This window comes from Bacillus sp. ILBB4, assembly GCF_035064545.1.
Taxonomy (GTDB): Bacteria; Bacillota; Bacilli; order Bacillales; family Bacillaceae_H; genus Priestia.
Map to the genome: position 1 here is coordinate 817,434 of NZ_JAIQVD010000003.1, position 25,158 is coordinate 842,591.

The following is a 25,158-nucleotide window of genomic DNA, read 5'->3' on the forward strand; positions in this document are numbered from 1 at the left end:
CAAAAACTCTTGTGAACGCTCTTTTTACAGTAAAATGGTAAAAAAGAGCAAAAATAAGGAGTGAACAGAATGGAAAACGTTTGCAGTCGAATTAAGCATGAAGCACTAAAGAATCGCGTTGTCTCTGCTGAAGAAGCAGCGTCTTGGATTCAAGATGGAATGACTCTTGGTCTAAGCGGTTTTACACGCGCGGGGGATGTCAAAGCTGTACCGTTTGCACTAGCGAAACGAGCGGAAACAGAACCGATAAAAGTAAGCGTGTATACCGGTGCTTCACTTGGGTCAGATGTGGATAAGCTATTTGCAGAAAAAGGCATGTTAAACAAACGCCTTCCGTTTCAAGCGGACCCGACGATGCGTAAAAAAATTAATGAAGGTGAATTTCAGTTTATTGACCAACATTTATCGCATACTTCTGAATGGGTGCGTTCAGGCGTGTTAGATTCAATAGATTTCGCTATTTTGGAAGCGGTTTCTATCACGGATGACGGAATGATGATTCCAACAACGTCAATTGGCAATTCGATGGTATTTGCCGAGCATGCAAAATCTATTATTATTGAAATTAACACAGCGCAGCCAGAGCTGTTAGAAGGCATTCACGACCTGTATGACCCAGGCGTTCAAGGACAGCGAGATGCAATTCCTTTGAAAAAATCTGATGACCGGATTGGTTCGTTAGGCATACCAATTGATTTAGATAAAGTAAAGGGTATTGTATTTACAAATCAGCTAGATTCACCGTCTACGATTGTAGCACCTGACGAAGAAACGGTTGTGATGGCTCAAAATTTGATTTCATTTTTACGTGAAGAAATTAAAGAAGGGCGATTAACTGAATCGCTTGCTCCTTTACAATCTGGAATTGGATCTGTGGCAAATGCCGTTTTCCACGGTTTGTTAGATTCAGAGTTTCATGATTTAGAGGTGTATTCAGAAGTATTGCAGGACGCCGTGTTTGATTTATTTGACGCAGGAAAAGTTACGTTTGCTTCCTGCTGCTCAATTACGCTTTCAGCGGATAAAATGAAACAAGTTTTCTCTAATTTTGAAGCCTATCGAGATAAACTGATTCTTCGTCCGCAGGAAATTTCAAACCATCCCGAAATCATTCGTCGCTTAGGACTGATTTCAATTAATACTGCGCTAGAACTAGACATTTACGGAAACGTTAATTCAACGCATGTGATGGGAACAAAAATGATGAACGGAATCGGAGGTTCAGGGGATTTTGCCCGAAATGCGCGCCTTGGTATTTTTGTAACAAAATCAATTGCTAAAAACGGCGATATTTCAAGTATAGTGCCATTTGTTTCGCACGTTGATCATACTGAACACGATGTGGATGTAATTGTAACAGAGCAAGGATACGCAGACCTGCGCGGACTCGCTCCGAGAGAACGAGCAAAACGCATCATTGAAAATTGTGCCCATCCAATGTACCGCGACCAGCTTATGACGTATTACGAAGAAGCGCTCACACGAGGCGGACAAACACCGCACGTTCTTGAAAAAGCCTTTTCTTTTCATACGTCTTATCAAAAAAATGGAACGATGCGAAAAATTGTAGAGCAAACAAAGTAAAAGAACGCTTTGTCTCATGACGAGATAAAGCGTGTTTCTGCTGAGTCAGAAACTTGTGTTTGTTATCTCTTTGAATTACGATGAAAGGGAATACATAAAGAAAACGAGGTAACTTATATATGAAAGCATTAGTATTTGAAAGGTTTGGAGGACCTGACGTTCTTCACTATCAAGATATACCGAACCCCTCTATTGGTCCAACAGACGTACTAGTAAGAACAAAAGCAATTGGACTTAATTTTGCTGATGTGTACCGAAGAAAAGGGAACTACCACTTAACGGGTACACCTCCGTATATTTTAGGATATGAAGGAGCAGGTGTGGTAGAAGAAGTAGGAGCAGAAGTAAGTCACGTTAACGTAGGAGATCGTATTGCTTTTGCTGACGTCCCTTTTGCAAATGCAGAGCTTGTTGCCGTGCCACAGGATAAAATCATTGCGGTACCCGATGATATTTCGTTTGATGCAGCTGCTTCTGTGCTTTTACAAGGGTTAACGGCGCACTATTTAACACAAGACAGCTACGGCATTCAGCCTGGCGATTATGTGCTTGTTCACGCAGCTGCTGGAGGCGTAGGTCAGCTTTTAGTTCAAATTGTCAAGCTATTAGGCGGACAAGTCATTGGCTTAACGTCATCTTCTGAAAAAGCAAAAGCAGCGGCTCAAGCAGGCGCTGACTATGTCTTTTTATACGAAGATAACTGGGTGGAACAAGTGAAAGATGTAACGAAGCGAGGCGCAGATGTTGCCTACGAATCTGTAGGAGTTACGCTAGAAAAAAGCTTTGAAGCCGTAAAAACAGGCGGGACCGTGGTATTTTACGGAATGGCAGGAGGCGATCCGGCCCCGGTCGACCCGCGTATGCTGATGGATACCTCTAAAACGCTTACAGGCGGAGACTTGTGGAACGTGCTTGTGTCATATGAAGAACGTAAAGTACGTTCACAGCAGCTGTTTGAGTGGATCAGTAAAGGTCAGCTTGTGCTAACCGATCCCGTGGTGTTTGATTTAAAAGACGGAGCAAAAGCACATGAGCTGCTTGAAAGCCGGAAAAGTACAGGGAAAATTTTGTTAAGACCGTAAAAGAAAAGCCCTTTAGTCAAGGGCTTTTTTCTGTTAGTAAAGGAGAAACTAAGGAACTGTCTAATATATATAGTAGATAAGTAGAGTGAAAGAGGTGAAGGTAGATGAAACATGCATTGATTACAGCGGGTCATAAAGGTATTGGCAAGAAGGTAACAGAACAGTTTTTAAAAAAGCAGTATTCCGTTACCGTCCATTTTCGAAGTGATAAAAATAAAGTGCGAGAACTGCAAGAAGAATGGCATCAATATAAAGACAACGTACAGTTTGTAGAAGGAGATATAACGAATAAAGCAGATATTGAACATGTCGTTGCGCAGGCTATGGAGCAATTTGGACGTATTGATGTTTTAATTAATAATGCAGGTCGTATGTATTTGAAAGAAAAAAATTAATAGAGTACACAGACAGTGAATGGTATGAAATGCTGGAAGGGAATTTAAGCTCCGTTTTTCATTTTGTAAAAGCTGTTGTTCCAGTTATGAAAAAACAGCAGTTTGGAAGGGTTATTACATACGGTTTTCAAGATGTAGAGCATACCCCTGAATGGATGTACCGTGCGGCTTTTAGTGCCGCTAAGTCAGGGCTAGCTTCTCTGACCAAATCGCTTGCTCTAGAAGTAGCCGAATACGGGATTACGGCCAATATGGTCTGTCCCGGAGATATTGTGGGAGACATGAAAGAAAATGATATCATAACAGCAAGATTACTAGAAGACAAGGAAACGCCTGTCGGTCGATCAGGGACAGGAGAAGACATTGCGCGTATTATTGAGTTTCTTTGTGATGAAAACTCAGATATGATTACAGGCAGCATTATATCCGCTTCGGGTGGAGTAAACGTTTTTCATAAAAGTAAAAAAATAAGCCCCTGACGTTGATGCAGGGGCTTGTACGTTACAGCAGTGATTCTCCGCCATCAATAAACATTTCACTTCCGGTAATATGTTTGGACGCGTCAGAAGCTAAAAAGAAGATTAAATCTGCTACTTCTTCGGGCTTAGCCGAGCGTTTAGCAAGCGGCTGATTGCCATTTGGATATTCAATTGGAATCGCGACTTCTTTTAATTTGTCTTCTTGACGGAATGTATTGCTTTCAATATTTGTATCAACTGCTCCTGGACAAATGACGTTTACCCGTATTCCGTATGTAGAAAGTTCAAGAGCTGCCATTTTGCCGAAAGCCATTTGGCCAGCCTTTGAGGAACTGTATGCGCTCATGCCGATATTTGAAAATGTACGGTTGCCGTTAATCGAGCTAGTAATAATAATGCTTCCTCCCTGAGCTTTCAAATAAGGAATAGAATGCTTTACGGTTAAAAAAGTACTTGTTAAATTTGTATCAATTGTTTTTGTCCAATCTTCTGGTGATAGTTCTTCAATAGAAGAGAACGTACCGTTGATGCCTGCGTTAATAGAAACAATATGTAATTGACTCCATAAGCTGCTGATCGTTTCGATACTCTCTTTTATACTTTCAGAGTCAGATACGTCTGTTTTAATGGCTATACACTCTCCGCCGCTCGACATGATGGTCTCTTTTACTTCTTGTAATTTTTCTTCCTCTAAATCTAAAAGAGCAACGCGCGCTCCTTGTTCAGCTAATGTAATGGCTGAAGCACGTCCAATTCCAGACGCCGCTCCCGTCACAAGCGCAACTTTCCCAGTTAATGCAATCATTTGTAACCCCTCCATATAAAAATGTTGTTTCCTTTCTTTAGCCTATACGAAGGAAATAAAAACCTCTTTTAAAATATTTGTGTTTAAATTTGCTGAAAGGTGCCAAAAGGAAAAGAGAAAACAGCGGCGAATTATTAATATGACGTCAGAACATGGAAAAGCTAATGTCAAATGATCCTACTTGAGCAGCTAAAGATATACCCTGTCTTTTCAGAAGAAGGTTTATATAAAATTTTACATCAGAGGGACTTGCAAATCGTTCCTTGAAAGCTTACACTAGTAAAGCACAGAAAAAGGACGGTGTTTTATGAAGAAGAAAAATAATGTGATTCCATTCCCGCAAAGAAGGGAAGCGGCTGCTTATGTTCCCGCTTCTATTAGCTTAGATAAGGATATTGTGGAATTTTTAGAAATTATGAATTTTGAAGATCGCAATGATTTTTTAAACGAAATGATTGATTCATTTTTTAAATATGTAAAAGGTGAAGAAGACGAAGTAAGATAAAAGGTAACGTAAAGACATCCAAAGAGATGTTTTTTATTTTGTGACCAATTGCTTAAAAGGCATGCTTAAGCCTCGTATAGTTATTTATGGTATAGTATACATTAGATACTATCTAGCAGGTGCAAATGCGAGGAGTGATAAGATGAGTGGATTTAAAAAAGACATTCGTGCCGGATCTGAAGAAACACACTCACTAGAACAATTAAAGCATGAAATGGAGCAAAGCCTGTGGAATTTAAAAAAAGATTTGCGAAATGAAAATCGCTCGGAAACGGAAATGGCAATGATTAAAATTTCGCTGCTGTCACTATTTGAGGAACAGGCAAATAAATTGAGTGAAACTGAGCTTTCTGACTACCTTGCCGATTACCACAAAAGAGTCGAGCAGTTATTCGACAGGTATAGCTATAAATAAGACAAGCATCCTTGCGAGGATGCTTGTTTTTATTTGAGCAAAATTCGCTTGTATTCATTGCGCTTCAGAGGTTTGGATACATACCCGTCGGCTTCTAGCTGATAAATAATGGTGGCAGCTGCATACACGCTAAAGGCATGATCAAGACCAAAGTAGTCTTGCAACGCGGCGACGCTCACTTCCTCTTGAAAGATTTTACTGCGATTCGATAAGACAATAGGGTAGACGTTTTTAACGATTTGCTTTGAAATTTCGAGTGTTAACATATTAAATCCCTCCCGTTTGAGTGTACATAACTAAACGTATTCAGCACGGTGTACATTCATGAAAAAGGGAGCGATTACATTTTTAAAAGATAAAGAAAAGAGGAGTAAATGCCCACAAAATCAAATGTTTTATCTCTTTGTGGGGCATGTTTGAAAAACGCAGTATTTTTAGTGTATGACAAACATTTTCAAAAGTTCTATGGAATTATTAGGAGCAATTTAACTAAATCCACATATCTTAAAGTATAGCAAATGGAGGTGAAACACATGGGATACTACGGAGGTTACGGATACGGTTGTGGTTATGGCGGCGGTGGCTGCGGCGGCGGTTTCGCTTTAATCATTGTACTTTTCATCTTATTAATCATCATCGGCGCTTCTTGCTTCGGCGGCGGCTGGTGCTAATTATTAAAAAATGATGACGACGCAACATCCACACTTTATTTCTTCAACTATTTCTTCCACAAAAGGTCTCTTCGGAATGAAGAGACTTTTTTAGTTTATTATTTATAATAACGTGTACAAACTACACGTTAAAAAGGTTTTATGCATGGTTCTACATAAAAAAAAGACTCTGATTTCAGAGTCTTTTTCTACTTATGCTTTTTGAACGTTAGCAGCTTGAGGTCCGCGTTGACCTTCTTCAACGTCGAATGTTACAGCTTGACCTTCGTCTAAAGATTTGAATCCTTCGCTTTGGATTGCTGAAAAATGTACGAATACATCGTCGCCGTTTTCGCGCTCGATAAATCCGAAACCTTTTTCTGCGTTAAACCATTTTACTGTACCTTTTTCCATGAATGTTGCCTCCTCGTGTGCTATGCACACATTGTATTACTATCCTTGCTCATGATCAAAATCTTTAAGACGAAAGTATTCACCTATCGATTGTTGCCGAACAAAAATAATTCTTCTTATAGAATAGCAAAAGTTAATGATAATTGCAAGGAATGAAGAAAATTTAACGAAAACGGTCATTCATTTAATGAAAGAAAACGAAAATTATACGAGTGAAAATAAGTAAGAAAGAGCGTATCAGGTCACACTATCTCTATATATAAGAAGAAAGGGGTCAGTCATATGTTTAAACAAAAAGCAGGGGAAAAACTGATTGAACTGTTAATTGAATGGGGCGTTGACCATATTTACGGCATGCCAGGAGACTCCATTAATTCAATTATTGAACCGCTTCGCAAAGCCCAGGACAAAATTAAATTTATTCAAGTGAGGCATGAAGAAGCGGGAGCTCTCGCAGCGGCTGCATATGCAAAGCTAACGGGTAAAATCGGTGTATGCACGGCTATTGCCGGACCGGGAGCGATTCATTTACTGAATGGTTTGTATGATGCAAAGTTAGACAAAGCTCCCGTTTTAGCACTTACGGGGCAAGTGGAGTCTGATCTTATCGGAAGCGATGCGTTTCAAGAAATTAATTTAGAGCGAATGTTCGATGACGTGGCTGTATATAACCAGCGAATCATGTCCGCTGAACAGCTTCCCACTGTTGTCAATCAAGCGATTCGAACAGCTTATGCTAAAAAAGGTGTGGCTGTGTTAACCATTCCCGATGATATCCCTCGTTTTGAAATCGGATCAGAAGCACGAGAAACATCAAGCATAATCGTTAAACAAGACGTCTTTCCTCACAGAGAAGACCTTGAAAAGGCAAAAGATTTGATTGGTAAAGCAGAAAGTCCGGTTATTTTAGCCGGTCGAGGCACACATGAAATGAGAGAAGAACTGCTTGCGTTTGCAGAGAAAATCGCAGCACCTATTGTTCTTACGCTTCCTGGAAAAGGCGCAATACCGGATGAACATCCGTATTGTCTTGGAGGACTTGGATTAATCGGGACAAAGCCAGCGTATGAAGCGATGCAAGAAGCGGATACGCTCATCATGATTGGAACGTCCTATCCGTTTACAGGCTTTTTGCCAGACCATGCGAAAACGATTCATATTGATATTGATCCTGCACAAATTGGCAAAAGATATCCTGTAGATGCAGGGCTTGCCGGAGAAGCAAAAACAACAATTCAGTGGTTCTTAGAAAACGTTGGCCGCTCAGAGCATCGCCAGTTTTTAGAGCAAAGTCAAGAACGTATGAAAAAGTGGTGGAGTCAGCTTGATACCCAAGAGGCAAAAGAAAGTCTACCTATCAAGCCTCAGCGAGTAATTCGAGCGCTTCAGCACGTAGCGGCTGATAACGCGGTCTTGTCCGTAGATGTAGGAAACGTCACAGTATGGATGGCGCGTCATTTTCGTATGACAAATCAGCAGTTTGTGATTTCAAGCTGGCTAGCGACTCTCGGATGCGGGCTGCCGGGCGCACTTGCTGGAAAAATTGCTTATCCGGATAAGCAGGTGTTTGCGGTCTGTGGAGACGGCGGCTTTGCGATGACCATGGCAGATTTTATTACAGCTGTTAAATACAATCTTCCGCTAGTTGTGGTGCTATTTAATAACCATAAAATCGGTATGATTAAATTTGAACAAGAAGTAATGGGAAATGCTGAATTCGGCACAGACTTAACAAATCCGAACTTTGCCAGGTATGCAGATATTTGCGGAGGTGTTGGCTACCGAGTAGAAAAAGAAGAAGAGCTGCTGCCAGCTTTTGAAAGTGCTGTTAGACAAAACAAGCCGTGTATTATCGATGTAATCGTTGATGCAAACGAAGCCCCTATGCCAGCTAAGATTACGCTAGGGCAAGCAACGGGTTATGCCAAGCATATGGTGAAAGAATTGTTTCAAGAAGGCAAGCTAGATTTACCTCCTCTATAAAAAAGAGGCCGTGACGAAAGTAGTTTAGTTGAAGAAAGATCCGAACGATGAATCGAGATTCTTGATGGAGAATCAACTTCGTTTGGGTTTTTTTTATTGGCATGGTGAATGTAGTTTTCATGTATTTCGTTGCTTCTAGCAGTTGATTGGAGAGCAAGGCGAAGACTCCTGCGGGAAAAGCGGAATAGGTGAGACCCCGCAGGAGCGTATGCGACGAGGAGGCTCATCGGCCGCCCGCGGAAAGCGAAGTCTTGCACGGAAATCAACTGCGGTGTACCAAGCAACCCATATGAGCTCATGTATCCCATTTTTTCGTCTTCAGATTGGACTGGTGTGGTTATGTCTCAATCTCTTTTTTATGGTGAAATTTATTCAATATGATTAACTATAAAATTATTATGTAAACTAAAATACCTAAAAATGAAAAATAGCTACTATTATAATTTTTGATAAAGTGGATGAGCAAAAAAACACCGAATTGGATGATCTTTTTTTATAAAACTGCTTTAAGATAAGAGAGATAAAGGATAAACTACTAATAAGAAAGTTTAAATGTAAGGACTGACGCCGCATGAACTGGAGACCAGATCGCGCTAGCAAAAAAGCGATTTATAAACAAATTGCAGAATATATTGAAAGCTGTATTTCATCGGGAGCGTTTCCGCCGGATTCTATGCTGCCATCAGAACGAACGCTTGCTGCTGAGCTAAACGTGAACAGAAGCACGGTAGTAGCTGCTTATGAAGAGCTGCAGGCACTTGGAATCGTAGAACGTAAAAAAGGAAGCGGCACGCGAGTTAGTTCGAGCATCTGGGGAATTTCCCGTAAACGTATTCCAAACTGGGGGAGATATGTAGAAGACGGTTCATTTTTGCCTAATTTACCGCTCGTACAGCGAATAAGAAGCGAAGCTTTGCGAACAGATTTTGTAAACTTAGCCAGCGGAGAATTAGCTCCTAGCTTGTTTCCAAGTGAAGATTTTCAGCGAATATTAGCGGGCATGCCGTTTAATGAGCATTTAGGCTATGATCATCCGCACGGCAATGAACGTCTGCGTGACGCTATTGCTGCTCATGTTCATGAGTACCGGAAAATCTCCACCGATGCTAATTCCATTTTAATCACATCAGGTGCACAGCAAGCACTTCATTTGATTGTGCAGTGTTTGTTAAAACCAGGAGACGCAGTAGCGATTGAAGATCCGTCTTATAGCTATTCACTGCCGCTTTTTCAATCAGCAGGTTTACGAACGTTTTTGCTGCCTGTAGATAAAAATGGAGCCAACCCGGACGACTTAGTAGAATTACATAAAAAGCATCGCATTCGTATGGTTTTTTTAAATCCGTATTATCAAAACCCGACCGGTATTGTGTTATCAGAAGCGCGTCGAAAGCGGTTTTTAGAGCTTTCTTCAGAATACGGCATTCCGCTTATTGAAGATGATCCTTATTCACTCACGGCATTTGACGGAAATGTACATCAAACGCTGAAATCGATGGACGAGAACGGAAATGTCCTCTATATCAGCTCGCTTTCTAAAATCGTGGCATCGGGCCTTCGAATTGGCTGGATAGTGGGGCCAGAGCAAGTGATTCAGCGCCTGGCAGATGCTAAGCAGCAAATTGACTTTGGTCACAGCATCTTTCCGCAGTGGATTGCTTATCAATTCTTAGATTCTCCTACGTTTTCTTCGCATATTGAAAAGCTTAGACAAGAGCTCAAAAAGCAAGAGTATGCCCTGTCGTCGAGTCTGAACGAGTTGCTCGGATCAAAAGTATCTTTCGATTCGCCTCAAGGCGGGATTCACTTATGGTGCAAAGTGAATCAGCCGGTCGATGACTATCGTCTATTGGAAGAATCGCTTAAAAGAGGAGTGGCTTTTGTCCCAGGAAGCGTGCTGAGTTCTCAAAGCGGAGCTATTCGCTTTACGTTTGGCAGAGGAGAAGAAGAGGTGATTCGAGAGGGAATTAAACGATTTGCGAGCGCCCTAGAGAGTCTGGAATAGCTATAAACATAGGTAAACGTGCCGGATGAAAGTTTTATTTTATTATTTCGTATAGATTGTTATGATCTTGTGCTATACTAAGAGTACCATTAACTTTACTTCTGTATTTGTACCGACTGGCCCTGTTGAAAAACAGGGCTTTTTTTTATGTTTGTACACAAAAAAACAGATCCTTTAAAGGATCTGTTTCTGATATGTTGTGTTTCTTATGCTTTTTGAACGTTAGCAGCTTGAGGTCCGCGTTGACCTTGTTCTACGTCAAATGTTACAGCTTGACCTTCGTCTAAAGATTTGAAGCCTTCGCTTTGGATTGCTGAGAAGTGTACGAATACATCGTCTCCACCTTCGCGCTCGATGAATCCAAAACCTTTTTCTGCGTTAAACCATTTTACTTTACCTTGTTCCATAATTGTTGCCTCCTCGTGCGGACTCGCACATTGTGGTACTATTCTTGCTCAAATCTAAAGACGAAAAGTGACAATACTCATACATCCCCACCGAACAAAAATAATTCTCTTACATCTTAGCAGAAATTTCCTATGTTTGCAAGCGCTTTATTTAAAAACCATTCGTATTTTTTTGACAAGTTTTTCATAAATCATGTCTAAAAAATGTCACATTTTGAACATTATAGAAAGGCTATTCTTTGTATTCGCTTTTACTGTAGTTATATAATAATGAAAATGTGCTTTTTCTAAAGATAGACGAAAAGTATAAGAAACGTACATACTGAGTGCTGAAATGGAGTGGTAAAGATGAAGGTGGGTTTAATTGGTTTAGGAAATATGGGATTACCGATGGCGGAAAATATGATAAAGGCGGGTCATGAACTTGTTATTTATAACCGCACTGCTTCGAAGGCGGAAAGTCTTGTGAAAAAAGGAGCAAAGGTTGTGGAGACACCTGCTCAAGCAGCACAAGAAGCGAATCTTGTCTTTACGATTCTTTCCAATGACAAGGCTTTAGAAGAAGTAACGCTTTCAGAAGCCGGTGTACTTGCAGGTCTTCAAGAAGGTGGTATTCACGTCTCAGTGAGTACTATTAGCGTAGATTTGTCGGAAAAATTAACAAGTGCACATGCTGCATCAGGACAGCATTTTGTTGCAGCGACTGTTTTAGGTCGCCCCGACGCAGCAGCAGCTGCGGCTCTCAAAGTAATAGTTGCAGGTAATAAAGAAGCAAGAGAGCACGTTTGGCCGCTGTTTGAAGCGATTGGTCAAACTATTTTCACTGTAGGAGACGAGCCTTACTTATCAAATGTAGCTAAGCTTGGCAATAATTTTTTATTAGTTTCGATGTTAGAAGCTGTTTCTGAAGCAGTAGTCATGGTAGAACAGTATGGCATGCAAGCGGAGGAGTTTCTTGAAGTGGTTAATAGCTTATTTGCATCTCCTGTGTATAAAAATTACGGCAATTTAATTGCTAAAAGAGACTTTGAACCAGCCGGGTTCAAGCTGGAGCTTGGACTAAAAGATGTAAACTTGGCTATTGATGCAGCCAAAAAAGTGTCCGCTCCGCTTCCGTTAGGAGAGCTTGTGAAAGGTCATTATGAACAAGGAATCGAAAATGGCTGGGGTCATTTAGACTGGTCCGCTTTACTAAAAACAGTTGAAGCTCTAAAAAAAGATAACTAAAAAGACGAAAAGGAGTGCAGCCAGTGAAAGCGAAAGGAAAGTGGGTATGGATTGTATCCTTTATTTCGATTATTTCGTGTCTGCTGTTTGCAGCAGGGCTTGGAATGTCTATTTATGATTATGTTAGCGCCTCAAAAGCTACTGTAAAAGAAATGCCAAAGCCAAAGCAGGAAACAAGCAGCAGTAACAAAAGTACAAAGAATTATACGATTGTCGCTTTAGGAGATTCACTGACAAGAGGAACAGGAGATGCAGCGGGAAAAGGATACGTTGGGTATTTAAAAGAGAATCTTGAAGAAAAAACGAAGAAGAAAATTCTTTTAAGTAACTTTGGAATAAAAGGTCAAACGTCTTCGCAGCTGGCAGGTCAAGTAAAGCAGCAGCAAATTCAGCGGCAGATTAAGTCGGCAGATACCGTGCTGATCACCATTGGAGGAAATGACTTATTTCAAGGCGGACAAACGCTGCAGAACTTAAATAAAAACAATATTCAAAAGCTAGAAAATGACTATTTAAAAAACGTAGACAGCATCTTAAAAAGCATCCGGTCGGCAAATAAATACGCAACAATTTTTTTAATTGGTTTATACAATCCGTTTAGTAACCTGCAAGATGCAAAAACGACAACGGCTATTGTACGAGAATGGAATTACAGAAGCAGTGAATTAAGTGCTAATTATAAGCAAACTGTTTTTGTACCGACCTTTGATTTGTTTCAGCTAAAGGTAGATGATTACTTATATACTGATAAGTTTCATCCGAATGCAAAAGGCTACAAGCTGATCGCAGAACGTGTAGCATCACTTATTACATGGTAAGGGAGGGAATGATATGAGTGAAGTAACGCTTTCAGTAAAAGGACTGAGAAAAGTAATAGGAAAACGTGAAATCATCAAAAATATTGATTTTGAACTAAAAAGAGGCGAAGTATTTGGTTTTTTAGGGCCAAATGGAGCTGGTAAAACAACAACGATCCGAATGCTTGTCGGCTTGATTCGCCCGACGGCTGGTTCGATTTCTATCTGTGGGTACAGCGTATCGAAGCAGTTTACAAAAGCGATGGAGCATATCGGCTGTATTGTTGAAAATCCTGAGCTGTATCCATACTTAAGCGGCTGGGAAAATCTGCAGCACTTTTCACGCATGATTCCTTCTATGACGGAAGAACGCATTCATGAAGTGGTGGAATTAGTTGGCTTACAAGAGCGTATCCACGACTTAGTTCGCACGTATTCATTAGGTATGAGGCAGCGTTTAGGAATTGCGCAAGCGCTTCTTGGAAAACCGAAAGTGCTCATTTTAGATGAGCCAACGAACGGACTCGACCCATCTGGGATTCGGGACATGCGTAAATTCATTCGCTTTTTAGCTGAAAGTGAAGGTCTAAGCGTCTTAGTATCGAGTCATTTGCTGAGTGAGATTCAGCTAATGTGTGACCGAGTAGCGATTATTGCAAAAGGAGAAGTTATTCACACAGAATCGGTGAAGACCCTGTTAACTCAGCAAGAGCGCTTACTGTGGAAGCTAGATCCGCAGCCTGTGGGAATAGACGTCTTAAAACAAGTGACGGACTTTGTGCAAGTGCAGGGAGAATATGTCACGACGTTTTATGAAGAATCTGAAGTGGGAGAGTGGAACAAACAGCTCATTCAAGCAGGAGTAACGGTAAAAGAAATGAATCGAAAGCTTCCAACTCTTGAAGATTTATTTATCGAAATGACAGGAGGCGAATCGATTGATTAGTTTGGTTCAAAATGAAATGATCAAGCTCGTTCGAAAAAAGCGCCTGTTAATCGTTACCCTTATTATGGGCGTTTTGATTTCCATGTTCACATATGCTCAGCTTCGCGAAACACAGCGCCTTCAAGAAAAGCTAGGAACGACCGATTGGCGCAGTACGCTGCAGCAAGAAATTATCGATACGCAAAACCGGCTGAGCGGAAGCCAAATTTCAGATGATTGGCGCAAGCAGCTTGAAATTCGCGTGGCGCAGCAACAGTATTACTTAGATAACGATATCAATCCTTCAGAACCAGGAGCCCCAACGTTTGTGCGAGGGTTCATTGAAAACGCCATTCAGCTTTTGCTGCCGCTGATGATTATGATTATTGCAGCGGATTTAGTGTCTTCAGAGTACAGCTTGGGATCCATCAAGGTATTGTTGACGAGGCCTGTGAAACGGTGGAAAATCCTGCTTAGTAAATACATCACGCTCGTCATGTCCGTCTCGTTTTTAATTTTAATGTTTGGCGTTTTGTCGTATCTCATTTCTGGTGTTGTATTTGGATTTAAAGGCTGGACAGCGCCTATTCTTACGGGATTTAGCGTGCAGGGCAATGATTTGAATACAGCGGACGTTCATTTAATTTCGCAGTGGAGATATATTTTAATGGAATTTGGCCTTGCTTGGTTTGTATCACTTGTTGTTGGAACGCTTGCTTTTATGCTGTCCGTTTTAATTAAAAGTACGGCTGCTGGTATGGGTGTGATGCTTGCTTGTTTGATTGCAGGTACGATTTTAAGCAGTATGGTTTCTTCGTGGAATTCAGCTAAGTACTTGTTTATGGTCAATTTAAATTTAACTTCTTATCTGCAAGGCACAGCTCCTCCGACTGAAGGAATGACCTTAGGGTTTTCCTTGGGTGTTTTAACCATTTGGGGACTTGCCGGGCTGCTCGTGTCGTTTCTGGTATTTACCAAAAAAGACGTGTACTAATTCCATATAAGTTGACGATAATCAGGAACGTACGTTATGATTGTATTAACAAAAAATGCTGTTTTGCTCAAAGGGGAGTAGCTCTTGCAGTAAAGTCGTCATTTCGAGATTATTATCTCCGGCTTTATTGACAATGCAAATTGTTAGCGAGACCTTTGCCAATGTTGCCATTGGTAAAGGTCTGGATACAAACACCTTTACCACATGTGGTAAAGGTGTTTTTTGTTATTTCAAAATGAGAGAGGAGCTTAAAAATGTCAAAACTATCGAGACTGTTAAAAAGCCCCGCTGTAAAAAAAGGAATAAAAAAAGCTGTACCCATTATTATGAAAGAGTTAAAGAAACGAAAATCGAAAAGAAGATAGCAGAAAAGAAAATAAGAAAGGTTGAGTGCTAAGTGAAAAAGTGGATGCTAGTCATATCAACTGCTGTTCTTTTTATGGTCGGCGGCTGTTCTTTTCTTGAAGATACAAGCAGTACGTTGAACTACGCAAACGATGCGAAAGATTACGTGAGTGAAGCACAAAAGTTTGCTGAAGAAATACCGCCTCTAGCGGAAAAAGCTGTTAATGACGACGAGGCAATAAAGAAGCTAGAGCAAAAGCTGCAGCAAATGAAAGGGAAAGCTGAAGAATTTAATAAAACAAAAGCTCCTGACATCGCTTCTGATGTGCACGATCAGCTTGTTCAACAAAACGAAAAAATCATTAGTGGAATTGAAGCGTATGAAGCCAATATAAAGGATGGCAGCTTCAATCCAGAAGCGCTAAAAAACAGTGAATTGTTTCAATCAATTCAAGATGTATCAAGTATTATGAAACAAATTAAAGAATTAGGTCAGTAAGAAAACGCAACTGAGAAAAAAGTATGTTAACTAAAGAAAATCCGAACGATGAATCAAGGTTCTTGATGGAGAATCAACTTCGTTCGGATTTTTTCATTTGTAAGGTGAACGTAGGCTTCACGTGTATAGGTGCTTCTAGCTGTGGATTGGAGGGCAAGACGAAGACTCCTGCGGGAAAAGCGGAACAGATGAGACCCCGCAGGAGCGCAAGCGACGAGGAGGCTCATCGGCCGCCCGCGGAAAGCGAAGTCTTGCACGGAAATCCACAGCGGTGTCACAAGCGATTCATACTAGCTCATTGATCCTCTTTGTTCGCCTTTAGATTCGATTGATGTAGTTATGTCTTATGACTCAACATCGTTTTCTTGTTATAAATGTAAAATTATATAAATATATCTATTTATTAGAAGGCAAAAACCTTCTCTTTCTTTTTTACATCTACGAAATTTTGTTAGAAGCTGTGACAAACTTAATGTCTGCTTTTCATATCCTATGTATAGTACATATATACACACCGCTTGAAATAAATTTTTTTTAAAATTAAAAGAGGGCGTGGGAACGTTGATGTATTAGGTAATAAGACTCATTTAAAAAGGAGGGTTCATCCAATTAATAAAAACTATAGTCTTTGGTTTTAAAGAGAGAAACTAAAAAAAATTTTTTCGGTTTACAAAAAGTTAATAAAACGCATACAAATGGTTTACTAAAAAATCAAAAAATTTACATCCTTTATAAATCTTTTCTGCTATACTATTTTTGAACAGTTGCTAGATTTATAGCGATGATAACTTACTTGAAAGGTGAATGGTAGATGAAAAAGAACAAAAGTAGTAAAACGAAAAAAATCCTATCCACATCACTGGCACTTTCTCTATTATCTATGCCTCTTTTAACTACACAGGCAGGAGCGGAAGAACGTCATCCTGGACAAAGCTCACAGCAAAGCAAGCATCAAGGCCATAATAAAAAAGATGCGCTTGTGAACATACGCCTGATGGAAACAACCGATGTTCATACGAATCTATTAAACTATGACTATTTCAAAGATGCCTCTTACGAGAAAGTGGGTTTAGTTAAAACCGCTACCTTAATTAAAAATGCTCGAAAAGAAGTAAAAAACAGCTTATTAGTAGATAACGGAGACCTCATTCAAGGAACGCCCCTAGGCACGTATAAAGCTAAGATTGACCCGCTGAAAAAAGGCGAAGTTCATCCTGTATTTAAAGCAATGAATCAGCTGGATTATGATATTGCAACACTTGGAAATCATGAGTTCAACTATGGATTAGACTTCTTAACAGAAGCGTATAACGACGCGAACTTTCCTTACATAAATGCTAATGTCTACGTTGATGATCATGACAACAACCCGAAAAACGATAAAAATAAATTTACGCCTTATAAAATTATGAATAAAAAAGTCGTTGATGAAAATGGAAAGAAACGAACGATTAAAGTTGGTTTCATTGGTTTTGTGCCGCCTCAAATTAACGATTGGGATAAAGCAAACCTTGATGGAAAAGTCATTACAAAAGGTATTGTAGAAACAGCCAACAAGTACATTCCAGAAATGAAGAAAAAAGGTGCGGACGTAGTTGTCGCGATGGCTCACTCTGGGTTTAGCAGCAATAAGCAAAACACGGAAGATGTGATTTACTCATTAAGTGAAGTAAAAGGCATTGATGCTATTACGTTTTCACACACGCATAAAGTCTTCCCTGCTAAAACGGAAGCTGCGCTAGACGGTTTGTTCCTCGGAGCAGATAAAAAGCCTCTTCCTGGCGTCGATAATGCAAAAGGAACAATCAACGGCGTTCCGGCTGTCCAAGCAGGTTACGGCGGAGGATCACTTGGCTTAATTGACTTAACGTTAAAAGAAGAAAAAGGAAAATGGAAAGTAGTAAACTCTCAATCGTCCACGCGTGAAACGTATAAAGACATAAAAGACGCGTCAGGGAAAACGGTTACGCAAAGTACGGTAGAACCGGATAAAGGTGTTGTTAAAGCGGTTCAAAAAGATCACGATGCAACGGTTAAATACGTGAACACACCAATCGGTAAAACGACGGATGATATTCACAGCTATTTTTCTCTTGTGAAAGATGACCCGTCTATTCAAGTTGTAACAAATGCACAAAAAGACTACGTGGAAAAATACGTTTCTCAAAACAAGCCGGAATATAAAGACCTTCCGATTTTATCAGTCGGAGCACCTTTTAAAGCAGGAAGAAACGGCGTAGATGAATATACGGAAATTAAAAAAGGTGACTTAACGATTCGAAGCGCAGGTGACCTGTATCTATATGACAACACGTTAAAAGCGGTCAAAGTAAAAGGTTCCGTTGTAAAAGACTGGATTGATATGTCTGCCGGTAAGTTTAATCAAATTACACCGAATAAAACAGAAGAGCAGGAATTATTAAATCCAAGTTTCCCTGTTTATAACTTCGACGTCATTGACGGCGTTCAATATCAAATTGACGTCACTAAACCAGCAAAATACGATGTGAATGGAAACGTGATTCATGCGGATTCAAGCCGAGTTGTTAACTTAACGTATAACGGCAAGTCGGTTGACCCGAATCAAGAGTTTATCGTTGTGACAAATAACTACCGAGCTGGCGGAGGCGGAAACTTCCCTGGTCTAAAAGGAAGCGAGCTTGTGGTGGATTCAGCGGATGAAAACCGTCAAATTCTAATGGACTACATCACCGAGCAAAAAGAAATTACGCCTACAGCTGACGATAACTGGTCTATTGCACCAATTAACGGAACGGCTAACGTGACGTTCACAAGCTCACCGCGCGGAGAAAGCTATTTAACTGAAGGAAGCAACATTACGTATACAAATAAAACGGATGACAAAGGATTTGGCATTTACAAAATCAACCTAAACGGTGAATCCAAAGATAATACAAAGGTACAGCTGTTGGGCATGAACGACCTGCACGGTCAGCTCGATACAGATACAAAAATTACGTCAAATGGCCAATCGCTGTTAGCTGGAAATATGAAGTATACAGCAGCAGCTATTCGTAAACAAGAAGCTGAAAATCCGAATACGCTTTTAGTTCATGCTGGAGATATGATTGGCGGAAGCCCGTTAGTTTCAGCGCTGTTTCAAGACGAGCCAACGGTTGAAGTGATGGAATCACTTGGATTTGATGTAGGCACGCTTGGAAATCATGAGTTCGATGAAGGCATTGCTGAGCTTCACCGTATGATTGAAGGGGGAGACCATCCAAAAGGAACAAAAGGATACGACGGCATGAATTTCCCGGTTATAGCGGCAAATGCTTATGATACTTCAACGAATAAATTAATTACAGAACCTTACGCGATAAAAGAAGTAGGCGGCAAGAAAATTGGATTCATCGGCGTTGTAACACAAGAAACGCCAAGCATGATTGTTCGTAAAGGAAATGAAAACTTAAAAATTACGGACGAAGCAGAAGCAATTGATAAATATACGGAAGAGTTGAAAAAGAAGGGTATTAAAGCAATTGTAGTACTTGCACATAATCCATCTAATCAAAATGGAACGTCTACCGAATTTGATGCAGCCGATATCGCTAAAAAAATTGATGATGAAGTTGACGTTATCTTTTCAGCTCACAATCACGTATACAACAACAAAGTAGTAGATAACAAACTAATTGTTCAAGCTTATTCATACGGCTCAGCGTTTTCTGACGTAGACGTTGAAATCGATAATACGGGTGACATCGTGAAAAAAGATGCAAAAATTGTGACCGTATATCAAAAAGACTACACGCCAGATCCTGAAGTTTCAAGCATTATGAAAAAGTACGAAGACTTAGCAGCGCCTATTAAAGCAGAAGTGGTTGGGAAGTCATCTACAGATTTGGCAAAAGGCTATCCTTCTAGCGGACCAACAGGCGATATCGCGCTTGGAAACTTAATTGCTGACGGCATGAAAGCAGAAATGAACGCTGACTTTGCTTTAATGAATGGCGGAGGCGTTCGTTCACAGCTTGATTCTGGTGACGTCACATACGGTGATTTATTTGCGATTCAGCCGTTTGGCAACGTCTTAAATAAAGTAAAGCTAAGCGGAGCAGATTTAGAAACGGTGTTAAACAATCAAATTACATCATCCGGACTAGATTTCCATGTTGCAGGCTTTAACTATAAGTGGGACAGTAGTACTAATAAAGTAGTCGATATCACGCTTCCAGATGGAAGTAAAATTGACAAAGAAAAAGAATATACAGTAGTAGTCAATAACTATATGTACGGAAACGAAAAATACGGTATTGGTGCACTTTCGTCAGGTATGGAAGTGGGACCAGAAGATTTACAAGCAACGGTAAACTATATTAAAACCCTTAACAGCCCGTTTGAATACACAGCTGAAGGACGCATTCAAAACGTAGCAGCTGCTAAAACAGCTGAACAGCAAGAACCTACTTTAAAAATAGCTCAATAAGCCAAAAAAGACTGTCTCATAACTCGGATTTCCGGTTTAGAGACAGTCTTTTTTTAGTAGATTATCTTCACTTTCAAACTTTAAATCAATTAATTTACGACATAACAGACAGCTTAATTTTTGAAACAATCACCAGATTGTGGTATTCTTTCCATGGAAAGAAGATTTACGTAAACGTTAAAAGTGGTATAAAAGATTTCACTATTTTTTCATTTATTTGCGCTATGATATAGAGCTATATAGAACCTGAAATAGAATATGTTCGTTACAGTAAAGGAGTAAATAAAAGTGGCTATTAATCTACAAAAAGGTCAAAAAATTGATTTAACAAAAGGAAGAGAAGGCCTATCTTCTATTACAGTTGGATTAGGATGGGATCCTGTAAAAAAACGCAGCTTTTTTGGTTTCGGAGGAAACGGACCAAGTATCGACTGTGATGCATCTGTTCTTATGCTAAATTCAAACGATAAGCTTGTAAGTAACTCAGCCGTTGTGTATTTTGGAAATCGTCACAGTAACTGCGGGAGCGTTAAGCATTCAGGCGATAACCTTACCGGAGCAGGTGAAGGAGACGATGAACAAATTTTTGTTGATTTAAAAAAGGTTCCTGGAAACGTACATAAACTTGTGTTTGTGGTCAACATCTATCAGTGTGTTGAGCGAAACCAAGATTTCGGTATGATTAAAAATGCGTTTATTCGTGTTGTAGACAGCGCTAAAAACGAAGAGCTTGTCTACTTTAATCTATCTGAAGACCATTCAGGAGCAACCGCTTTGTTTGCAGGTGAAATTTACCGAGACGGGAAAGAATGGAAGTTTTCCGCAACTGGAGATGCAACGAGAGATACTGGATTAGGTGAAATTGCAAATAAATATACAAAATAAACAACTTGAAAAGAGGGAAACGAAATGGCTATTAATCTTTCAAAAGGACAAAAAGTAGATTTAACAAAAACGAATCCAGGATTAACAAACGTCGTGGTAGGTCTTGGATGGGACGTAAATAAGTATGACGGTGGAAACGATTTTGATCTAGATTCATCTGTTTTTTTATTAAACGGCGCAGGAAAATGTGCTTCAGAATCTGATTTTATTTTTTACAATAATACGACGGGTGCAAACGGAGCGGTTGAGCATACCGGAGATAACCGTACAGGCGTAGGGGAAGGAGACGATGAGCAGGTTCAAGTAGATTTGAAAAATGTGCCTCAATCTATTGAACGTATCGCGTTTACCATTACGATTCATGAAGCGGAAGCACGCGGTCAAAACTTCGGTCAAGTAAGCAACGCCTATGTTCGTATTTTAAATGCAACAAATGACGAAGAGTTAATTCGTTATGATTTAGGTGAAGACTTCTCTATTGAAACAGCAGTCGTGGTAGGCGAGCTGTACCGACACGGTGGAGAATGGAAGTTTAATGCTATTGGCAGCGGCTATCAAGGCGGCTTAGCGGCACTTGTAAACGACTTCGGTTTAAATGCCTAATCATTAAAGTAAGAAAATGTACGGAGGATGTTTTTATGTCAATTTCTTTATCAAAAGGTCAGCGCATTGACCTAACCAAAACGAACCCAGGATTAACAAAAGTAATAGTAGGTCTTGGGTGGGATACAAATAAATATGCTGGATCTCAAGATTTCGATTTAGATGCATGTGCATTTTTAGCCAATAAATCAAGCCAAGTTGTAAATGACGAGGAGTTTGTTTTTTACAACAATTTAAAAAGTCCAAATGGAGCTGTGGAGCATACCGGCGACAATCGTACAGGTGCAGGAGATGGAGACGATGAGCAAATCGCCGTTGATTTTTCTCTTCTTCCTGACCATGTTGAAAAAATCGGAATTAGCGTCACGATTCACGACGCGGATGCTCGAGGACAAAACTTTGGACAAGTATCCAACGCGTTTGTTCGTTTGATTGACGCTGAAACAAATGAAGAAGTGCTTCGATATGACTTAGGCGAAGATTTTTCGATTGAAACAGCTGTCGTTGTATGCGAGCTATACAAGCACGGAAACGATTGGAAGTTTAATGCTATTGGCAGCGGGTTTTCCGGTGGCTTGGCCGACCTTTGCCGCAACTACGGATTATCCGTATAAAAAAGACGCGGGATAAATGAAAAAGAAAGGGTGCTTTAACGAGTACCCTTTCTTTTTAGCATGTATATGTCTGAAAAGAAAGGAGCTGTAAGGCGTGAATAAACTAATTGATCCTCATATAATTAATCTTAACGAGCAGGATGGAACTTCTCTTTTTTCTCAAGATGTTTCTTTGCGAGGTGACTTTGTACAAAATGAGCAGCAAACTTCCTATAAGCAAGTGGCAGGCAGATATTTAGGCACTCATCTTGATGCGGACGAGTACGCAGCTTTTCTTTATGAACTTGCGCATTCATCATCATCGATCCTTGTCCTGCACGATAAGCTTGATAAGTCCATTTCAAATGATAGATTAAAAGAAGTCCAAACGATTCTTAAAATTAATCAAGAAGAACGCGGTCTTTCTGTCAATCGGCTGTTTGCTTTTTTAGAAGGAAAAAAGCTGATCGTGAAGTCAGAAAATCCCGCTATACATAGAAGAGTACGTGAAAAATTTATTGAAACGTTAACGTGTTTTAAAGAACAGCACGCAGAGGGCTTTATGGATGCACAGTTTCAACGCGTATTAATCGATTTAATAAAGTGGCAGTGGAATCATGTGAAATCTTGGATGCTGGATAAAGCCTTTCCCGAGCACACGCCTCGCATCATGTGGTACGGAGATGCGAATAAAAGCGAGCAGTATTTTCTTCATTATTTGATTTTACTAGGTTTTGACGTCCTCACCTTTCATCCAGAGGGAAAGGATAATTTAAAAGAAGTAGATAAGAATCAACATTTAACAACGGTTTATACGTTTCCTTCTACTAGCTCGCTTTTTCCTTTTCCAACGGATAAACCGGTTCGAAAAGGTACGGTAGCATTTAGAGCGTCTCAAGAAATTGAGCAAGTGCTTCATTCAGAGGAGTCCATGCTGTATAAACCGTGGCAATTTCGTTCGTATTTTCCAACTTCAGTTACTCTTAAAACGACGTATGATGAGGTTTTTTTATTAATGAGAGAACGGGCGTTTATTCGTCCTAATTTTGGAGTGTCAAAGCCATATGTACACGTGCCGGTCTTGTTCTCAAAAGTACTTGGCATTTCTAGAAATCGAAAAGAGTACTGGAGTAAAGTGCATGAGCTCATGCAAACGGAAAATGAGTTAGCTCTGACGATTGATTCTGTTCCTTTTGCCAAAAAGATAGAGGGGAATAATCACTTTCACTATCAAGGAGCTCTCGGAAGTGATGGTACGCTCAGCCCAGATAAAATGATTGAAAGCAACTGGTGGCGCTATAAAGAGCTGCCTATCGGGCTTCAGAAAGGGCTCGCTGCAGCTATTTCCAGGTATTGTATACATTCAAAGCTCCTTCGGTTAGATCATGAAGATGCGTATGAGCATCAAATGTACTTGTTTAATCAGTCTTTGAAGCTTCCAAACAACGTGCTTCGCATGCTTCAAAAATTTGATTATACGCAGCACGTCCCCCGGCTCATTATTTATCACGGAAATGAACATGAAACGTTTACGCGTGAAGATGCAGCTTTACTGCTTCTATTAAATGAATTCGGCGTTGATATTGTTCTTTTTAATCCGACGGGTCAACTGGATGTAGAAGCGTTCGTCGAAGAAAAATATTTCGATATGCACTGGCTAGAAGATATTAGCTTTAATGAAGAATTCAAAGAGCCGTCGCTCATTCAAAAATGGTTAAAACGAATCTTTTAAAGAAAGAAGGGTTTTTAATTGGCAACAAATGAATTACAGCCTTTAGATCTAAACGAAGCGGAAGAAGCTTTAGAAACAAAGCCTAATGAAGTAAAAGCAAAACTGCGAGAAGAACCAGAAGTACGTCGCTTAGCAGAACAAATTGATTATAAAAATCAGCTGGCTCTGCTTGAATATGGGAAAGAAACGGCCAATGAAATTTCCTCGTTTTCTGGAAAGGTGCTTAGTACAATTAAATCGTCCAGCATGGAAGAGTCAAGCCAATTATTAAAGCAGCTTGGAAAGATTATGGATAAATTTGACGCAAAGGATTTTGTTGAAGATAAAGGGTTTTTCTCTAAGCTTTTTAAACGCGGTCAAAAAATAGTGGATAAGCTGTTTCAAAAATATGAAACGATGGGCTCTGAAATTGATAAAGTATATGTAGAGATTACAAAATATGAAACGGAAATGAAGCATTCGACCACAACGCTTGAACAGCTTTACGAGCAAAACTATCAGTACTATATGGAGCTTGAAAAATATATTGTAGCGGGCGAAGTAAAAGTAGAAGAATTAAAACAAGAGTTAAAGGTGCTTGAAGAACGAGCGTCGAGTGGAAACCAGCTGGCGGCAATGGAGCTTCAAACCTTAAAAAACGCAGTTGAGCTGATGAAGCAGCGATTATATGACTTAGAGATGGCAAAACAAGTATCTTATCAATCTACTCCTCAAATCCGTATGCTGCAGCGAGGAAATACAAAGCTGATCGGAAAAATCAATTCTGCGTTTATTACAACGATTCCTATTTTTAAAAATGGACTTATTAACGCAATTGCAGCAAAACGCCAAAATTTAGTAGCCGAGTCAATGAACGAATTAGACAAACGCACAAATGAACTGCTCATTCGAAATGCAGAAAACATTTCACAGCAAAGCGTTAAAATTGCCAAAATGTCCGGTGCTCCTAGCGTAAAAGTAGAAACGATGGAGCAAACGTGGAATATTATTATGAAAGGAATGCAGGAAACAAAAGCAATCGAAGAAGAAAACAAACGTCTGCGTGAAGAAGGACTTGTTCGCTTGGAGCAATTTCAAGAAAACTTCAAGGCGCTTGAGCATAAGATGTAACGACAAAGCGGGAATCTTTACGATTCTCGCTTTTTTTTTCATATACATTTGCTAGAAGTCTGAATTGTTTAGAAGAGATTAGTCAAAAGCATGAAAGGGTATCAGATATAAAAGAAGTATTATCCAAAATAAGATAGTTATTTCCAGAAGGCGTTTGTGTACTTTTATAATTTAAGTTAAAAACGTAAAAAACTTAATATTTTTAAGTTTTTTCTGGCTTTTAGCTTTTGTTTGCGCTACAATTAGCTCATATCAAAGTAAAAAAGGAGGGTAT

At 39.9% G+C, this 25,158-nt stretch carries 23 protein-coding genes and 1 pseudogene; 20 read left to right on the plus strand and 4 right to left on the minus strand.

Going from position 1 to position 25,158, the window contains the following annotated elements; translation table 11 throughout:
* The first annotated feature begins 69 nt into the window (after positions 1 to 69).
* The 3 genes and pseudogenes from scpC (at position 70) to LAV82_RS16360 (ending at position 3,540) form a co-directional block, all read left to right on the plus strand.
* Complete coding sequence (gene scpC, locus LAV82_RS16350; protein WP_029322253.1) at positions 70 to 1,584, plus strand: succinyl-CoA:acetate CoA-transferase ScpC; 1,515 nt, start codon at positions 70 to 72, stop codon at positions 1,582 to 1,584.
* 119 nt (positions 1,585 to 1,703) lie between these two features.
* Positions 1,704 to 2,666 (plus strand): quinone oxidoreductase family protein, encoded by a 963-nt coding sequence (locus LAV82_RS16355; protein WP_098238827.1) that lies wholly within the window; start codon positions 1,704 to 1,706, stop codon positions 2,664 to 2,666.
* A gap of 104 nt (positions 2,667 to 2,770) precedes the next feature.
* Positions 2,771 to 3,540: pseudogene (locus LAV82_RS16360) on the plus strand (SDR family oxidoreductase).
* A gap of 22 nt (positions 3,541 to 3,562) precedes the next feature.
* On the opposite strand, the gene LAV82_RS16365 reads toward LAV82_RS16360, so the two are convergent.
* Positions 3,563 to 4,345 (minus strand): SDR family oxidoreductase, encoded by a 783-nt coding sequence (locus LAV82_RS16365; protein ID WP_013057413.1) that lies wholly within the window; start codon positions 4,343 to 4,345, stop codon positions 3,563 to 3,565.
* Positions 4,346 to 4,652: 307 nt separating this feature from the next.
* Here LAV82_RS16365 and LAV82_RS16370 point away from each other — a divergent pair, with 307 nt between their 5' ends.
* Together LAV82_RS16370 and LAV82_RS16375 are read left to right on the plus strand one after the other, a co-directional pair.
* Positions 4,653 to 4,850: a hypothetical protein gene (locus LAV82_RS16370; RefSeq protein WP_013057412.1), complete on the plus strand. Its 198-nt coding sequence runs from the start codon at positions 4,653 to 4,655 to the stop codon at positions 4,848 to 4,850.
* 142 nt (positions 4,851 to 4,992) lie between these two features.
* On the plus strand, positions 4,993 to 5,265 hold the full coding sequence (locus LAV82_RS16375) for a hypothetical protein (protein ID WP_211079089.1): 273 nt from the start codon (positions 4,993 to 4,995) through the stop codon (positions 5,263 to 5,265).
* 29 nt (positions 5,266 to 5,294) lie between these two features.
* On the opposite strand, the gene LAV82_RS16380 is transcribed toward LAV82_RS16375, so the two are convergent.
* Positions 5,295 to 5,531, minus strand: coding sequence for a hypothetical protein (locus LAV82_RS16380; protein ID WP_013057410.1), 237 nt, complete (start codon positions 5,529 to 5,531; stop codon positions 5,295 to 5,297).
* 267 nt (positions 5,532 to 5,798) lie between these two features.
* On the opposite strand from LAV82_RS16380, the gene yjcZ reads away from it, so the two are divergent.
* Complete coding sequence (gene yjcZ, locus LAV82_RS16385) at positions 5,799 to 5,936, plus strand: sporulation protein YjcZ (protein WP_013057409.1); 138 nt, start codon at positions 5,799 to 5,801, stop codon at positions 5,934 to 5,936.
* Between the two features lie 192 nt (positions 5,937 to 6,128).
* Here yjcZ and LAV82_RS16390 read toward each other — a convergent pair whose 3' ends face one another.
* Positions 6,129 to 6,329, minus strand: coding sequence for a cold-shock protein (locus tag LAV82_RS16390; RefSeq protein ID WP_013057408.1), 201 nt, complete (start codon positions 6,327 to 6,329; stop codon positions 6,129 to 6,131).
* Positions 6,330 to 6,611: 282 nt separating this feature from the next.
* On the opposite strand from LAV82_RS16390, the gene LAV82_RS16395 reads away from it, so the two are divergent.
* From LAV82_RS16395 to pdxR, 3 genes are all read left to right on the plus strand, one after another.
* Complete coding sequence (locus LAV82_RS16395; RefSeq protein WP_057273333.1) at positions 6,612 to 8,312, plus strand: pyruvate oxidase; 1,701 nt, start codon at positions 6,612 to 6,614, stop codon at positions 8,310 to 8,312.
* Between the two features lie 142 nt (positions 8,313 to 8,454).
* Positions 8,455 to 8,697 carry a hypothetical protein gene (locus LAV82_RS16400; protein ID WP_499716487.1) on the plus strand — a complete coding sequence of 81 codons (243 nt, stop codon included), beginning with the start codon at positions 8,455 to 8,457 and terminating at the stop codon, positions 8,695 to 8,697.
* Between the two features lie 186 nt (positions 8,698 to 8,883).
* Positions 8,884 to 10,317, plus strand: coding sequence for a MocR-like pyridoxine biosynthesis transcription factor PdxR (gene pdxR, locus LAV82_RS16405; protein WP_013057406.1), 1,434 nt, complete (start codon positions 8,884 to 8,886; stop codon positions 10,315 to 10,317).
* 206 nt (positions 10,318 to 10,523) lie between these two features.
* On the opposite strand, the gene LAV82_RS16410 is transcribed toward pdxR, so the two are convergent.
* Complete coding sequence (locus LAV82_RS16410; RefSeq protein ID WP_013057405.1) at positions 10,524 to 10,724, minus strand: cold-shock protein; 201 nt, start codon at positions 10,722 to 10,724, stop codon at positions 10,524 to 10,526.
* Between the two features lie 348 nt (positions 10,725 to 11,072).
* Here LAV82_RS16410 and LAV82_RS16415 point away from each other — a divergent pair, with 348 nt between their 5' ends.
* From LAV82_RS16415 to LAV82_RS16465, 11 genes are all read left to right on the plus strand, one after another.
* The gene (locus tag LAV82_RS16415) at positions 11,073 to 11,951 is read left to right on the plus strand and encodes an NAD(P)-dependent oxidoreductase (RefSeq protein WP_029322244.1); all 879 of its coding nucleotides are present in this window, start codon (positions 11,073 to 11,075) and stop codon (positions 11,949 to 11,951) included.
* Between the two features lie 23 nt (positions 11,952 to 11,974).
* A complete protein-coding gene (locus LAV82_RS16420; protein ID WP_499716488.1) occupies positions 11,975 to 12,769 on the plus strand; it encodes a GDSL-type esterase/lipase family protein in 795 nt (264 codons plus the stop codon).
* 13 nt (positions 12,770 to 12,782) lie between these two features.
* On the plus strand, positions 12,783 to 13,694 hold the full coding sequence (locus LAV82_RS16425) for an ABC transporter ATP-binding protein (protein WP_499716489.1): 912 nt from the start codon (positions 12,783 to 12,785) through the stop codon (positions 13,692 to 13,694).
* Positions 13,687 to 14,667 carry an ABC transporter permease gene (locus LAV82_RS16430; RefSeq protein ID WP_014459751.1) on the plus strand — a complete coding sequence of 327 codons (981 nt, stop codon included), beginning with the start codon at positions 13,687 to 13,689 and terminating at the stop codon, positions 14,665 to 14,667. The genes LAV82_RS16425 and LAV82_RS16430 overlap by 8 nt, the downstream gene beginning before the upstream one ends.
* A 397-nt stretch (positions 14,668 to 15,064) precedes the next feature.
* Entirely contained in the window at positions 15,065 to 15,511 is a 447-nt protein-coding gene (locus LAV82_RS16435; protein ID WP_013057399.1) for a DUF6376 family protein, read from the plus strand.
* Positions 15,512 to 16,322: 811 nt separating this feature from the next.
* Positions 16,323 to 19,961, plus strand: coding sequence for a multifunctional 2',3'-cyclic-nucleotide 2'-phosphodiesterase/3'-nucleotidase/5'-nucleotidase (locus LAV82_RS16440; RefSeq protein ID WP_499716490.1), 3,639 nt, complete (start codon positions 16,323 to 16,325; stop codon positions 19,959 to 19,961).
* Positions 19,962 to 20,249: 288 nt separating this feature from the next.
* The gene (locus LAV82_RS16445; protein WP_013057397.1) at positions 20,250 to 20,846 is read left to right on the plus strand and encodes a TerD family protein; all 597 of its coding nucleotides are present in this window, start codon (positions 20,250 to 20,252) and stop codon (positions 20,844 to 20,846) included.
* Between the two features lie 24 nt (positions 20,847 to 20,870).
* Positions 20,871 to 21,449, plus strand: a complete 579-nt coding sequence (locus LAV82_RS16450) for a TerD family protein (protein WP_013057396.1) — start codon at positions 20,871 to 20,873, stop codon at positions 21,447 to 21,449.
* Between the two features lie 35 nt (positions 21,450 to 21,484).
* Positions 21,485 to 22,063 carry a TerD family protein gene (locus tag LAV82_RS16455; RefSeq protein ID WP_013057395.1) on the plus strand — a complete coding sequence of 193 codons (579 nt, stop codon included), beginning with the start codon at positions 21,485 to 21,487 and terminating at the stop codon, positions 22,061 to 22,063.
* A gap of 94 nt (positions 22,064 to 22,157) precedes the next feature.
* Positions 22,158 to 23,774 (plus strand): YceG family protein, encoded by a 1,617-nt coding sequence (locus tag LAV82_RS16460; protein WP_499716491.1) that lies wholly within the window; start codon positions 22,158 to 22,160, stop codon positions 23,772 to 23,774.
* Positions 23,775 to 23,792: 18 nt separating this feature from the next.
* Complete coding sequence (locus LAV82_RS16465; RefSeq protein WP_499716492.1) at positions 23,793 to 24,884, plus strand: toxic anion resistance protein; 1,092 nt, start codon at positions 23,793 to 23,795, stop codon at positions 24,882 to 24,884.
* Positions 24,885 to 25,158: the final 274 nt, after the last annotated feature.